This is a genomic window from Cupriavidus sp. DL-D2, from assembly GCF_039710735.1.
GTDB lineage: Bacteria > Pseudomonadota > Gammaproteobacteria > Burkholderiales > Burkholderiaceae > Cupriavidus.
Genome location: NZ_JBDKXK010000014.1, coordinates 196,028 through 210,820, shown reverse-complemented (window position 1 = coordinate 210,820; position 14,793 = coordinate 196,028). Strand labels below are relative to the sequence as shown.

The 14,793-nt window shown below is 62.6% G+C and carries 9 protein-coding genes; 8 read left to right on the top strand and 1 reads right to left on the bottom strand.

What is annotated here, in order from left to right; genetic code table 11:
- Nucleotides 1-40: 40 nt before the first annotated feature.
- The 7 genes from ABDB81_RS11195 (at nucleotide 41) to ABDB81_RS11165 (ending at nucleotide 13,026) form a co-directional block, all read left to right on the top strand.
- Entirely contained in the window at nucleotides 41-340 is a 300-nt protein-coding gene (locus tag ABDB81_RS11195) for a 4a-hydroxytetrahydrobiopterin dehydratase (protein ID WP_137926207.1), read from the top strand.
- A gap of 254 nt (nucleotides 341-594) precedes the next feature.
- Nucleotides 595-2,259: a ShlB/FhaC/HecB family hemolysin secretion/activation protein gene (locus ABDB81_RS11190; protein WP_346811151.1), complete on the top strand. Its 1,665-nt coding sequence runs from the start codon at nucleotides 595-597 to the stop codon at nucleotides 2,257-2,259.
- A 35-nt stretch (nucleotides 2,260-2,294) separates the two neighbouring features.
- On the top strand, nucleotides 2,295-9,155 hold the full coding sequence (locus ABDB81_RS11185; protein WP_346811122.1) for a hemagglutinin repeat-containing protein: 6,861 nt from the start codon (nucleotides 2,295-2,297) through the stop codon (nucleotides 9,153-9,155).
- On the top strand, nucleotides 9,152-9,670 hold the full coding sequence (locus ABDB81_RS11180) for a hypothetical protein (protein WP_346811121.1): 519 nt from the start codon (nucleotides 9,152-9,154) through the stop codon (nucleotides 9,668-9,670). Before ABDB81_RS11185 ends, ABDB81_RS11180 begins: the two co-directional genes overlap by 4 nt.
- 347 nt (nucleotides 9,671-10,017) lie before the next feature.
- Nucleotides 10,018-10,419: a hypothetical protein gene (locus ABDB81_RS11175; RefSeq protein ID WP_137926204.1), complete on the top strand. Its 402-nt coding sequence runs from the start codon at nucleotides 10,018-10,020 to the stop codon at nucleotides 10,417-10,419.
- A gap of 182 nt (nucleotides 10,420-10,601) precedes the next feature.
- Nucleotides 10,602-11,306 (top strand): response regulator transcription factor, encoded by a 705-nt coding sequence (locus ABDB81_RS11170; protein WP_137926040.1) that lies wholly within the window; start codon nucleotides 10,602-10,604, stop codon nucleotides 11,304-11,306.
- 52 nt (nucleotides 11,307-11,358) lie between these two features.
- Nucleotides 11,359-13,026, top strand: a complete 1,668-nt coding sequence (locus tag ABDB81_RS11165; protein ID WP_160473156.1) for a sensor histidine kinase — start codon at nucleotides 11,359-11,361, stop codon at nucleotides 13,024-13,026.
- A 7-nt stretch (nucleotides 13,027-13,033) separates the two neighbouring features.
- Here ABDB81_RS11165 and ABDB81_RS11160 read toward each other — a convergent pair whose 3' ends face one another.
- The gene (locus ABDB81_RS11160; RefSeq protein ID WP_137926038.1) at nucleotides 13,034-13,540 is read right to left on the bottom strand and encodes an SET domain-containing protein-lysine N-methyltransferase; all 507 of its coding nucleotides are present in this window, start codon (nucleotides 13,538-13,540) and stop codon (nucleotides 13,034-13,036) included.
- A gap of 922 nt (nucleotides 13,541-14,462) precedes the next feature.
- On the opposite strand from ABDB81_RS11160, the gene ABDB81_RS11155 reads away from it, so the two are divergent.
- On the top strand, nucleotides 14,463-14,741 hold the full coding sequence (locus tag ABDB81_RS11155; RefSeq protein WP_019451897.1) for an HU family DNA-binding protein: 279 nt from the start codon (nucleotides 14,463-14,465) through the stop codon (nucleotides 14,739-14,741).
- The last annotated feature ends 52 nt before the right edge of the window (nucleotides 14,742-14,793 follow it).

Below are 14,793 nucleotides of genomic sequence, written 5' to 3'. Positions count from 1 at the left end.
CGCCGTACCATCGTCTTTTATCCTTTTGATCGAGCCCGACATGACACCCCTTTCCCAAGAGGCACGCAAGCCTCTGCTCGCTACCCTGCCCGGCTGGACCCCGGTCAAGGACCGCGACGCCATCCAGAAATCGTTCAGCTTCGCGGACTTCAACGCCGCGTTCGGCTTCATGACCCGCGTGGCCCTGCGCGCCGACAAGGTGGATCACCACCCCGAGTGGTTCAACGTGTACAACCGTGTTGACATCACGCTGTCCACCCACGACGCCAACGGCCTGACGCAGCGTGACATCGACCTTGCGCAGTTCATCGAGAAGGCTGCTGCGGGGCTGGTGCGGTAGACGATCTGCAACAATCGCGACTTTCGTAAAGCTGCGATTTTCACCGTTCCCTTGTCTCGATATCGTCGCGCTCCTGATCCGGCGTGTGACGATTCCGTGGATGCAACGTCCACGGTCTGAACTGATTCCTGTATGTCGCGCCGATCCTCTTTCGGAGCGAGTCGGTGCGGGACAACGGGAACGGTCGGAAACATCTTCTACAAAATGCAGGGCGTTTGGCGATAGGTACTCTGCTCGCCCTGCCCCTGCTTGCCATGGCGCAGACTGCGCCTACCCTTCCCCAACGCGACACCCAGGAACAACTGCGGCAGCAGGAGCGCGAGCGCGCCCTGCGTGAGCGCGAGGAAGTCTCACCCGACGCCAGACTGGAAGCACCTGCGGTTGCCGCTTCCGAACGAATTCCGGAAAACGAATCGCCCTGCTTCCGGATCGACCGCATCACGCTGACAGGTGATGCGGCAGAGCGATTCCACTGGGCTGCGAATGCGGCCAACGCATCGGATGTTTCCGACGATCCCGCCATCGGCCGATGCCTGGGGTCGCAAGGCATCAACGTCGTCATGGCCCGTGTGCAGGACGCCATCGTCCGCAAGGGCTACGTCACCACGCGCGTACTGGCTGCGCCACAGGATCTGAAGACGGGCACGCTGACGCTGACCGTTATCCCCGGCCGCATCCGCGACATCCGCTTCAGCGACGATTCCAGCATGCGCGCGACGTTGTGGAATGCAATGCCCGCGCATCCGGGTGACATCCTGAACCTGCGCGATATCGAACAGGCGCTGGAGAACTTCAAGCGCGTACCCACGGCCGAGGCCGATATCCAGATCACGCCCGCCGAAGGCCCCGACGCGCAGCCCGGGGAGAGCGATCTCGTCATCCGCTGGCATCAAGGCATGCCGTTCCGCATCAGCGCCACAGTGGACGACTCGGGCAGCAAGCAGACCGGCAAGTACCAGGGCAACGTCACGGTGTCGTTCGATCACTGGTGGACACTGAACGATCTCTTCTACGCGAGCCTGAATCACGACCTGGGCGGCGGCGGTGCAGGCAGCAACGGCACGCGTGGCTACACGGTCCATTATTCGGTTCCCTATGACCGCTGGCTGCTCGGCATCACTGCCAGCGGCAACCAGTATCACCAGACCGTATTCGGCTACAGCCAGAACTATCGCTACAGCGGCGAAAGCCGTAACGCCGATCTCCGCCTGTCTCGGCTGCTGTATCGCGATGCCTCGCGCAAGACCACCGCCTACGCGCGCGGCTGGGCGCGTGGCTCCGGCAACTACATCGACGACACCGAGGTGCGGAACCAGCGCCGCCGCACGGCGGGCTGGGAACTCGGCCTCGTACATCGCGAGTTCCTCGGCCATGCATCGCTCGACACCAACCTCGCCTATCGACGCGGCACCGGTGCGATGGCCTCGCTGCGCGCCCCCGAGGAACGGTTCGATGAAGGCACGTCACGTCCGGAAATCCTGCTTGCCGACGCACAACTGACCGTGCCCTTCGTGCTGGCCGCACAGCGCCTGCGTTACACGGGCGCCGTACGTGGCCAGTGGAACTTCACGCCGCTGGTGCCGCAGGACCGCTTCTCCATCGGCAACCGCTACACGGTGCGCGGCTTCGATGGCGAATCCACGCTGATCGGCGACCGGGGATGGTTCGTGCGCAACGAACTGGCCCTCTCGCTGGCCGGGAGTGGATTCGAACTGTATGCCGGTGCGGACTACGGGCAGGTCAATGGACGCAGCGCGGCGTACCTCGTGGGCACGCAACTGGCCGGTGCCGTGATGGGCATGCGTGGTGGGTATCGCGGCCTCCATGCCGATCTCTTTATCGGCAAGCCCCTCTACAAGCCAAGTGGCTTCGTCACCGCCAGCACGACGGCGGGCTTCAACGTGAGCTGGTCGTACTGAACCGCCACGCGCATTCCTTTCTCGGAAATGGGTCAATGAACAAGCGTCTGTACCGCATCGTCTTCGTGCTCGGCCAGGTCTCACTGGTCACCACTGCCACCGCACAGATCGTCGCGGACCCAAACGCACCGGGCCAGCAGCGGCCCACGGTCCTGACCGCGCCCAATGGCACGCCGCTGGTCAACATCCAGACCCCGAGCGCGGCCGGCGTGTCGCGCAACGCGTACAGCCAGTTCGATGTGCAGGAACGGGGCGCCATCCTGAACAACGCCCGCCAGAACGCGCAGACGCAACTAGGCGGATGGGTGCAAGGCAATCCGTGGCTCTCGGGCGGCACGGCACGCGTGATTCTCAACGAAGTGAACAGCAGCAACCCCAGCCAGTTGCGCGGCTACACGGAAGTGGCCGGTGACCGGGCGCAGGTGGTGATCGCCAACCCCGCAGGCATCACGTGCGATGGCTGCGGCTTCCTGAACGCCAATCGTGTGACGATGACCACCGGCACGCCCATCGTCAACGGCGGGAACCTGGAAGGCTATCGCGTACGTGGAGGCGGCATCGACATCACGGGCCACGGCATGGACGTGAGCCGCGTGAGCTACACCGAACTGCTTGCGCGTGCGGTGCGCGTCAATGCCGGCATCTGGGCAGAGGACTTGAAGGTTGCGACAGGTGCACACGATGCCGATGCCACGTTGGCCTCGATCACACCGGCGAGCGGTTCTGGTTCGGCACCGGCCTACGCACTCGATGTCAGCGCGCTCGGCGGCATGTACGCGGGAAAGATCGCACTGATCGGCACGGAACACGGCGTTGGCATGCGCAATGTCGGGCATATCGGCGCACAGGCGGGCGAACTGTCGGTGACCAGCGATGGCCGGTTGGAGAACACCGGTGTCCTGCAAGCGATGAGCGATGCGCGCATTGCCGCGGTGGCCGTGCGCAATGCCGGCACGATGATGGCCGGCGCCACGCTGGCAGTCACCGTCGGTGAAGCCATCGACAACCGGGGCGGCGCCCTGTACGCGGCCGACAACGTCGAGCTACGTGGCAGCACCGTTGCAAACGGTGACGATGGTTTCGTCGCGTCGTCTCGCGGCAGCATCGACATCGCCACGCAACATGCCGTCGACAACGCAGGCGGCACGCTACAGGCCGCAAAGGGACGACTCGGCATCTCGGCATCGACGCTGCACAACGTGGAAGGTTCGGTGCTCGGCGCGGATGTCGATATCGATACGCGCAGTGGAGAACTCGGCAATACCGCTGGCAGGATCGCCGCGCTCGATGGAGTGCTCGATATCCGCAGTGGCGCACTCGACAACAACGCTGGGTTGCTGCAGGCATCCGTGGCACTGCATGTCGATACTTCGGGACAGGGGCTGACCAATGACCTCGACGGCCATATCGGCAGCGCCGGAAGCCTTTCAATCGCGGCTGGCTATCTCGAGAACGCAGGCACGATCATCGCCGATGGGCGCGCGGACATCGACACCGACTGGATAGGGAACAAGGGCACGGTACAGGCGCATGGACTGGCGTTGCGTACGACTTACATCGACAACCTGCTGGCCGGGGTGATCCAGGGTGGCACGACCACCATCGTGGCGCGCAACACACTCTTCAATGAAGGCCTGATCGATGGCGGCTTCACGCGTGTGGAGTCCGACTATCTATACAACTCCGGCTCAGCCCGGCTCTACAGTGACCGACTGGCCATCCAGGCGAGACAGCTGTTCAATAACAAGCATGTCGACGACGACAAGGCCAGCACCCCCACCATCGCCGCGCGCGAGCAACTCGATATCGGCGCAGGCGAGATCATCAATCGCGACCAGGGGCTGATCTTCAGCGGGGGCACGCTCAACATCGGCGGCGCGCTCGACGAATATGGCTACGCCACAGGCCGCGCCGACTACCTCAGCAATACCAGCGCCACGATCGAATCGCTCCGTGACATGTCGCTCGCCACGGAGTCGCTGCGCAACACCGACCACAGTTTCCGTACCGAGCGCGTACAGGTGGGCGATTCCGTCCGCAGACAAACTGTCCAGCCGCAGAACGATCCGAACCAGTACGACCTCGACACGCTGCAATGGGAATCATGGAGCCGTGCAGGCCGCTATCGCGGCAAGGCCGACGCCGACTCCGCCATCGCCGGGCAGCCCATCCAGAACTACACGGACTACGACTTCACCGAAACGCGCTCTGTCGACCGCGTGACACAGAGCACACCGGCCATCATTCGCGCGGGCGGGTCGATCGATATCGATGGCGAGGACCTGCTCAACGCCTACAGCCAGATCATGGCCGGCGGCGCGCTGACTGGGGAGGCGGACAAGATCGAGAACCGCGATGCCCTGGGTTACGAGGTGATTCAGCGCGTTGGCACCAGCCAGTACACATATGGGCGATGGCGCGGCGGCGTGCGGCGCTACACCACTCGCGAGCGAGATCCAAAGATTGCTTACACGCCCGCCGACGAGTATCGCAGGTTCGACCTGGGCCTGGCGGTCATACGTGCAAACCACCAGGGAGAGGACAGCGGCAACGGCATCGAGGGCCGCCGTGCGAATGGCGACACCCGTGTGCGCCTTATCGAAATCGCCACGACGGGCAGCGACGATCCGTCAACAGTCCGCACCATCGACTTCCGCCCCGAGATTCCGTCGGGCAGCCTGTTCCGCCCAGGCAGCGGCACCCACCTGATCGAAACCGATGCGCGATTCACCGACTATCGGCAATGGCTGTCATCGGACTCCATGCTCGATCAACTCGGCATCGATCCCGCGACGATCGAGAAACGTCTGGGCGACGGCTTCTACGAACAGCAGCTCGTGCGCGAACAGATCGGGCAGTTGACCGGCCGACGCTTCCTCGACGGATACCGCAGCGACGAAGCGCAATATCGCGCGCTGCTCGCCAATGGCGTCACGGTGGCGCGCGACATGCAATTGCGTCCCGGCGTCGCGCTCACCGCTGCGCAGATTGCACAACTCACAAGCGACATCGTGTGGCTCGTCGAGCAACGCGTCACGCTACCCGATGGCACCACTGCCACCGCACTCGTGCCGCAGGTCTACGTCCGCACGAAACCGGGCGATCTCAGGGGCGACGGCACGCTCATCGCCGCCAACGTGGTCGACCTGTCGCTGCGTGGCGATCTGTCCAATACGGGCACTATCGCCGGGCGCCGCGCCATCCGGCTCGATGCCGCGAACGTGCGCAACCTCGGCGGTCGCATCACGGGCGATGCGGTCGGCGTGCGGGCGCGTGAGGATATCGAGAGCATTGGTGGAACCATCGATGCAGGCTCTGCTTTGCGGGTCGTGGCCACGCGTGACCTGCGGCTGGCCTCGACCACTCGCAGCAGCGAGACACAGTCGGGCGAGAGCACGTTCAGCCGTACCAACGTGGATCGTGTGGCGGGTCTCTACGTCAGCAAGCCAGGTGCCACGCTCACGGCGCTGGCGGGCCGAGACATGGTGCTCGACGGTGCACAGATCTCGAACACGGGCAAGGCAGGCAAGACCGTCATCGCAGCAGGCCGCGACCTGACGCTTGGCACCGTTCGCGTTGGCGTGCAGGAAGACAACGTGCGCAACGCGGGCAACGCCCTGCGTCAAGGCAGCACGCAGGAGATCGGCACATCGATCCGCACGAACGGCGACGTCACCCTCTCGGCGGAACGCGACCTCCGTGCGCGCGCCGCGCAGGTGACGAGCGATGCGGGCGCGCTGCTGGCGGTGGCGGGTCGCAACACCACGCTCACGGCTGGCGAGAACACCAGCAACTGGAGCGAAGACCGCGATCAACAGCGCAGCGGTCTGCTCGGATCGTCTCGCACCACCACGCGCGACAGCCTGCGCGAGACAACGTCGCTGGCCACCACGTTCAGCGGCAGCACCGTCGAGCTTCATGCGGGTCAGAACATCGACATCACAGGCAGCAATGTCGTCTCCGATCTCGGCACCAGGGTCGTGGCCAGGGGCACGCTCTCGATCGAGGCAGCGCAGAACACCACCACCGAGAGCCACTTCAAGGAAACGAAGAAGAGCGGCTTCCTCTACAGCGGCGGCACGGCGTTCACCATCGGCACACAGCAGCAGAGCAACGACGCACGCAACACCCGGACTTCGGCAGCGGCGTCCACCATTGGCGCGACCCAAGGCGATGTCACGCTGATTGCCGGCGACGCCTATCGGCAGACAGGCAGCCATGTGGTGGCGCCCAAGGGCGACATCGGCATCTTTGCCAGGAAGGGCGAGATCGTGGAGGCGCGCGAGGCGAGCCAGAGCACCGAGGAAAGCCGCTTCCGGCAATCGGGGCTGACCATGGCGGTGACCGCTCCTGCCATCGCGCTCATCGAAACCGCGCAGCAGATGAAGCGCGCAGGCGGCAATACCTCGGACACCCGCATGCAGGCACTGGCCGGCGCCACGACCGCACTGGCAGCGAAGAATGCGGCCGATGCCGTGATGGCCGATCCGAGCAGCGGTGGCGGTGTTGGGCTCTCGATCACGGTGGGCAGCAGCCAGAACCAGAGCCGCACCACCAATCGGGCGGATGTGGCAGCGCGCTCGACCGTCGCGGCAGGCGGCAACGTGCGCATCATGGCGACGGGCAACGGCCAGGATTCGGAACTGACGATTCGCGGCGCAGAGGTACGCGCGGGAGAGGACCTCCATTTGAAGGCCGAGGGCAAGGTGCACTTGCTGGGCGCAGAAAACGTATCGGACATGCGCCGGCAGAGCAAGAGTTCCAACGTCGGCATGGGGGTCGGGTTTCAGGCAGGCCAGGGCGGCACATCGTTCGGCGTGACGGCCAGCGCGAGTGGCTCGCGCGGCAAGGGCGAAGGCACTGATCGCACGTGGACCCATTCGCGGGTCGATGCCGGCCAGACACTCAAGATCGAATCGGGCGGCGATACGGAGCTGAATGGTGCCGTGGCCCGCGGCCGGATGATCGATGCGGACATCGGCGGCCATCTCCAGATCGGCAGCCTGCAGGACATCCACGACTACAAGAGCAAGGACCAGAGCGCGGGTGGCAGCGTCACGGTGGGTGGCGGCCTCTCCGGCAGCGCGAACATCGGGCAGCAGAAGATCGACAGCCGCTATGCCAGCGTGACCGAGCAATCGGGCCTGAAGGCGGGCGACGGCGGCTTCGACATCCGCGTGAAGGGCAACACATCGCTCGACGGCGGCGTGATCACCTCGACGCGCAAGGCAGCGGAAGAAAAATTAAACCGCCTCGACACCCGCACGCTGACCACCAGCGACATCGACAACAAGGCGAGCTACACGGCCAGCAGCGTCAGCATCGGCGGCGGGTTCGCGTCGAAGGGGAGCAGCAAGCAAACGGGCGGCGACGATGGGAGCACTGCGGGGAGCACTGCAGGCGGCGTCGACACAGTCGGCACGAACCAGCAGGGGCAAGCCGCCACGGGCGGCGACAAGGTGCCGGGCAGCAACCTGCCATCGATGGGCGGATTCAGCGCCGCACCACCCGTGGCCATCGGCGCCAAAGGCAAGTCGAGCAGCACCACGCGCAGCGGCATCAGCGACGCCGCCATCACCATTCGCGATACCGAGGCGCAGCAGGCGCTGACGGGCAAATCGGCTGACGACACGCTGGCCGAACTGAACCGCGATGTCTCCAGCGAAGTCGACGGCAGCAATGCGCTCAATCCGATTTTCAACGAGAAGGAGATCAAAGCCGGCTTCGAGATCGTCGGCGCGTTGCAGCGGGAGACGGGGGCGTTTTTGAACAATCGGGCGAAAGAAGCCGACGCCATCAAGCGCGCCCGCGACAACGAGACCGACCCCGCGCGCCGCGCCGATCTGGACGAGCAATACCAGGACGCCGCCAAGTGGGGCCCCGGTGGCACATATCGACGCATCACCACGGCACTCACCGCTGCCGCAGGCGGCAACGTCACCGGATCAACCACACAGTTCGTGCAGGGCGCAGCGGTCGGCTATCTGCAAGGACTCGGCGCCACCGGCGTCAAACAGATCGCCGCCGGCATCGGCGATGGCACCCCGGGCGCCGAATCCGCACGCGCCGCCCTGCACGCCATCGTCGGCTGCGCAGGCGCGGCAGCCGCAAGCCAGTCATGCAGTGCTGGCGCGATGGGCGCAGCGACCAGCTCGGTCGTTGGCTCGCTGATGGCACCCGCTGATGGTCTGACGAACGAACAGAAGCAAGCCCGCCTCGATGCGATGCGCAGCCTCGTGGCGGGCATCGCCAGCGTCGGCGACATCGACGCCGGCACTGCGGCCAATGCGGCGACGATCGAAGGGGAGAACAATCAGTTCGCGCCGCGTCCGAATCCACAGAACAACGGCGGCATAGTTGGCGGCGGCGGAAAAACAGGGCAGCCCCTCGATCCTTTCAAAACCCCAGCCCGGCCCGCCGATCCGGGCGAAGCCACGGTCATGGGGCAGCCCGACGAGTCGGGCGCCAACGGCGCCAAAGTGCTGATCCAGCCGGTTTGGGATCTGCTGGAAGACGGGGTAGAGCGGGTCAAGAACCCGCTCTATATTCCGCTGAAGGTGGTGGAGGGGTTGGGGGCGATATTTAGTGAGGGCAAATCGGGGCAAGATGCACCTCGATATGCGCCTACCGAAAAGCACGCTCGTGGTGGTTGGGGAACACCGATGGATCTGGACGACCGCACTGCCCAGGAAGTCTTGAACAATTCGATCCAGGATGGAAAGCAACGATATGGAATTAAGGATGGAAAAATTTATGAGTTTCAACCCGACAATGTCGGCGGCTGGCATGGTTATCCCATCCCTGGCAAGGAAACTTCGGCCGATGTCCTGAGGGAATTCGTTCGTCGAGGGGACCTCAGCAAATCACAGTACGGAAAATCCAGGAAAGGAAAATGATAAATAAACTACGCTTGAATTTCGATGCCATCCTTGGTGCATCCCCGAAGCAACTTGGTTTCAATGAGGATGCACAACTCGGGTCGGTGCAGTTGGCAATAGTGATGCCATCGCGTCATGAACCCGTGGAGGTAATGACAGTAAATTGGGATATTTGCGCACCCCTGACATGGCTTAGAGAAAACAAGAAATATCTGCTGGACGAAGATATACCGCCATTCATTGAATGGGGAGGGTCAATACATCATTCCATTGAAAAATTCTGGGACAGAGAGGATTTCAGCGACGCCGAGGAAGATCAGAACTTCAACTATAGGAAGCGACATGAACTCTGCTTCGCCTTTCGGGGCATCCAAATCCCTACCATCTACATCGGGAAGGGGATAGACGGCTGGGAAGTATCAGGCGTGCGTGAAGAAACGCAATTTTTTTACCGTGTCGATCTGCCCGAATTTTTTGATGATTTGGATAAGAAATTTCCGTCTACCGAAGATGGCCAAAAAATTAATTATTAAGGTAGGTTCATAAGATATGAGTAATAATAATGAAATGCAGAATAAATACCGATCGACATCCACGATTATTAACATTTGACGATGCGTTTTCGGAGCATGGCCTTCGCACGATCAAGGGCGGTGGCTATGCGGACCTATCAATCGGACTTGTAGAATGGTTGTCGGATGTCACTTTTCGAGACAACAAACTACATCATTTTTCGCTGTGCGTTGACGATGCCTGGAAATGTATCTCAAATCTCAGTCCCAATATGAGATTCTGGTTAGTGGGCGGCGATCCTAGTTGGCGACCAAACGATCGCATCGCTAGATACAAGCGACCGACTAGAGATCCTGAGATTCAGAGAATGCTCAGCGGAAACCCAGATGATGTAATCGAGCTACTACTGGAAAAGCAAAACGGCTTGAAATACTCGCTCGCCGTTCGAATACAGTATGAAAAGATTCGAGAAATGATTTCATTTTTTTACCAATCCAATTTCTCGTTCCTGGTTGCTACGAACTCATCACCCGATTGGTATAACGTGCTGGGGAAGGGAATCCCGTCGAAGGACTGTTGGAGCAGATGCGATGAGTTCGCTGCGACCATCATCAGAGCAGGAGGCTTCGTAATACGACGGGTTGGTTTTTTTGATGATCTTGAAATTGGGGTGCAGGCGCTAGCCCCGTCGGGCTTAGTCCAACAAGTTCGCGCCAATGCAGAAAAGTCTGGACATATCCGGACTGCCCCATCGAAGACGTCCATGTGATAGATCGTTACCAGATCAACTAAGTCGCCGTTCCTAGATCCAAAGAGGCAGTTCACCACGTCCAGCTTCACTGCCCTCCCCATCCCCGCCCCCCCACCCCCGTCAGCCAACTGAAAGGCAACGCCCAAAACTGTCGGTACAATTCGTGACATTGTTACAACCGCTCAAAGTCACGGTCTGCCATGCGTATCCTGCTGATCGAAGATGATCGTCAAATCGCCAGCGGCGTGGAGGCTGGCCTGTCGCGGGCTGGGCACCAGGTTCGCGTGGTGCATGACGGCGTCTATGCCACTGACCATCTGCTCAAGGAGCAGCATGACCTCGTTATCCTGGATCTGGGCCTGCCCGGTATCGATGGGATGACGCTTCTTGCGCGCTATCGGGCGCGCAACCGCACCACGCCGGTGATCATTCTCACCGCGCGGGACGAGCTCGAAGACAAGCTCTCCGGCCTCAATGCCGGTGCGGACGACTATCTGGTGAAGCCTTTCGCGCTGCCCGAGCTGGAAGCGCGCGTGCGCGTGCTGCTGCGTCGCAGCCAGCATGGCGAGGCGGCGCCGGAGCGCGATGTGCGTCTGGGTCGACTGCGGCTGTCGGGCAATGATCGGCGGATGTTCGTCGATGGCCGGCCGCTGGAGTTGTCGCCGCGCGAGTTCGCGGTGCTGGAGTTGCTGCTGCAGCGCCAGGGTCGTGTGGTGAGCAAGGCACAGTTGCAGGATCACCTCGCCACGTTTGCGCACCCTGCCGGTGAAGGCGGCGATACGGTTGGCGATACGGCGATCGAGGTCTACGTGCACCGGGTTCGCAAGAAGCTGGAAGATGCGGACGTGGAAATCGTCACCGTGCGCGGCTTTGGTTATCTGCTGCAGATCCGTGCCGGACACTGAGCCCTGCCCTGCAGAGCGCTCGCCCGCGCACCCTTCGACGTCCTGAATCGCCATGTGGCCGCGTTCGCAATCCTCCTCCGCTCAGCCAGGCGAACCCACCGCGCGGGTGAAGAACCGGCGCGGCAGCACGATGCTCCGCACGTCGAACCAGAGTCTGCGGATTCACCTGCTGCGCGCGCTGGCCACGCCGCTGTTCGCACTGGTGCTGACCAGCGGATCGCTGTCGTACTGGCTGGCCGCTCACTACACCACGCAGGTTTTTGACCGCGCCTTGTATGGCGTGGCCAACAACATCGCGCAGCAGATCCGCATTGCCGGCCCGCGGCTGGAACAGGACATTCCAACGATTGCGCAGACACTGGTCGAAGCCGAAGGCTCGGATCGCATCTACTGGCGCATCCATGGGCCTGACGGGCTGATCGGTGGCATGGACACCTGGCTCGGCTATGGCACGGGCCAGACATCGCTGCACGATGCGAGGCTGTTCTACGCGTGGTTCAGCGGCAAGCAGGTGCGTGCGGTGCGGCTGCCGGTCAGCCTGCCGAGCGCGGCCAACGATGAACTGGGTACGACGGCGGAGCCGCAACTGCCGCGTGGGCCGATAGTCGTGGAAGTGGCGGAGTTGCTGGATCGGCGGGAAACGGCGGCCAACGAGATCCTGCTGTCGGTGTCGGTGCCGCTGATCCTGTTGCTGCTGGTGGGTAGCCTGATCCTGTCGCACGTGCTCAAGGAAGAGCTGGTGCCGCTGCAGATCCTGACCGACAAGCTGAATCGCCAGACGGCCAGGTCGATGGCCCCGCTCGACGAGACCCAGGTGCCGGCCGAGGTGGAGCCGCTGATCCGGGGCCTCAATGCGCTGCTGTCGCGACTGCGCGATGCGCTCGATGCGCAGCGCAAGTTCATCGCGGATGCCGCGCACCAGTTGCGCACGCCGCTGACCGCCGTGAAGCTTCATGCCGACCGGGCGATGGAAGCCGATACGCTGGAGGTGGCCCGCCAGGCGTTGCGTGAAGTACAGACCGCATCGGACCGGGCCGTGCGCTTGTCGAATCAGTTGCTGTCGCTGGCACGTGCCGAACCGGGCCTGTCGCTGGAGCGGCTCGGGCCCGTCGAACATTTCGACCTGGCGGAACTGGCGTTCGAAGTGGGGGCGGAATGGGTGCCGCAGGCACTGGCGCGGCGCGTGGATCTCGGCTTCGAAGTCCTGCCCGGCCCAACGTTCACGGGCAGCGCGCCAGCCGTGGTGCGCGGCAATCGGCTGCTGATGCGCGAAGCGCTATCGAATCTCGTGGATAACGCCGTGAAGTACGTGCCGGCTGGCGGCCGCATCACCGTGCGCGCCGGTGGCGAGACGATGGGGCATCGCGGCATGGCCGTGGTGATGGTGGAGGACAACGGTCCCGGCATCGCCCCCGCGCGCCGCGAGGAAGTGTTCAAGCGCTTCTTCCGCGGCGATCACACGCCGGGTACGCAACCGGCGCAAGCGGCACCGAGTGGCGCCGGCCTGGGCCTGGCCATCGTCAACGAGATCGTGTTGCTGCATCAGGGCACGATCCGTATCGAGGACGCTCCCGCGCCTCAGCCCACCGCATCGGCAAGTTTTGCCCCCGCTATCGCAGGCGCCGAGGATGGTGCGGCGCCCGAGATCCAGGAGCGCCGTGCGTCGATGCGCTTCGTGATCCGGATTCCGTGCGAAGCGCCGGGCACGGCGCAGGGCTGATTCCCGCTTACTTCTTGTCCTTCGGGGCCAGCATGGTGTGGCGGCACTTCGGGCTGCCGCAACGGCACTCGTATTCCTTCTTCAGCTTCTTGGTATAGCGCGCGTCAATCACCAGACCGTAGTCATAGAACAGCTCTTCACCTGCGGCGATATCGCGCAGCGCGTGGATAAAGACCTGTCCCTTCTTCTCGCGCGCCTCGCAGTTCGGTTCGCAGGCGTGGTTGATCCAGCGCGCCCGGTTGCCGCCGTACTTGGCGTCGATCACGTTGCCGTCTTCCAGACTGAAATAGAACGTGTGATTGGGATCGGTCGGATCGTGCGGATGGCGGTTGAGCGCCTCCTTCCACGAGATGTGCTCGCCCTTGTACTCGATCACCCGCTCGCCCTCGCCAATGGCGCCAATCGCGTATACGCCCTTGCCATGCACGCCAGACTGTCGCACTTCGATGCGATCGCTGGCGGTTTTCTTCTTGCCTGCCTTCTTCTCTTTGGCGTCCTTGGGCTTGTCCGACATGTGCTGAGGTTCCTGGGGGTGGGGAAATGGGCCGCCGGTCCAGTCCGGCGCGAACCGGATGATACCTGCGCGCCATGCGCAGGTATACGCTCGCCCGACGTATACCGATGTGGATAACCGCGCCATTTTCTGTGGATAAGCGCGCGTGTTTCGTGTGGGCTGCCTGGGGTTGGCCTGGGGAAGGTATACGAACAAGTCAGCACGTATACGTGACCCCCTTCCATCGAACGGATGAGTCATCCACGGCGGCCAACATTTCCTCCCTACGGTTTCGGTATACGTAAACGCTTGATCCTATTCACGTATACGTACTTATCCACAGAAACGGGCGGTGCTTATCTATCACTACTATTTGTATACATGAAAGAAAGATGTAAACCGTACGGTTGAGATACGAAGGAGGGGCGTATACGGCGGCCCTCTGGAATTTCCCTCTTTTTTTGCTGCGATGAAAAAATGAGCAGTCAGAACGCTGCCAGCAGGGGGGCGATGAATCTGCAGGTCCGGTATACCGCGTATACCGGCGTGACTTGACCACTGTAAGTCCCGATGTGCCTTCCGCGGTCCTCAGAAGCTCTTGGAGGCGTTTTGCCGACGTATACGTCCCCGAGCCGCTCTTGGCGCCCAAAACGCCGTATACGCCTTCTGAGCGCCTCTGACGCATTAGATGACGTATACGCAGGGGTATACGTCGCGGCGGCGAGCTGCGAAACGGCTGCTCGAAAGACCCCCGGCCAGTACTCCAAATCCCCGCGAACCGTGTCCTGAGGCGGGTTGGCGGCGACTCTCCGTAACAAACCTTTCCCGGTGCGGCGTGTCCGACACGGTATGATGTGGCCCGCGGCGTCTTTGCCAGGGCGGCTTTCCCGAGGAAAGTCCCAGGGCCGGACGTCAGTTTTTCCAACTCGATACGGAGTGAAGCATGACGAAAACCGAACTGATCGACGCAATCGCAGCTGGCGTGGACGGTCTGACCAAGGCCAAGGCCGAGCAAGCCCTGAACGTGACGCTGGGCGCCATCATGGACGCCGTTGCCAAGGGTGACACCCTGAGCCTGATCGGCTTTGGCACGTTCAGCAAGGGCGAGCGCGGCGAGCGCATGGCCCGCAACCCGCGCACCGGCGAAGAAATCAAGGTCGAAGCTGCGAAGACCGTGAAGTTCAAGGCAGGCCAGAAGTTCAAGGACGCCGTGAATCAGTAATGCCGACGGGCACGTTGCTGGCCCGGTCCGCATGACCCCGCCGTGCCGCCGC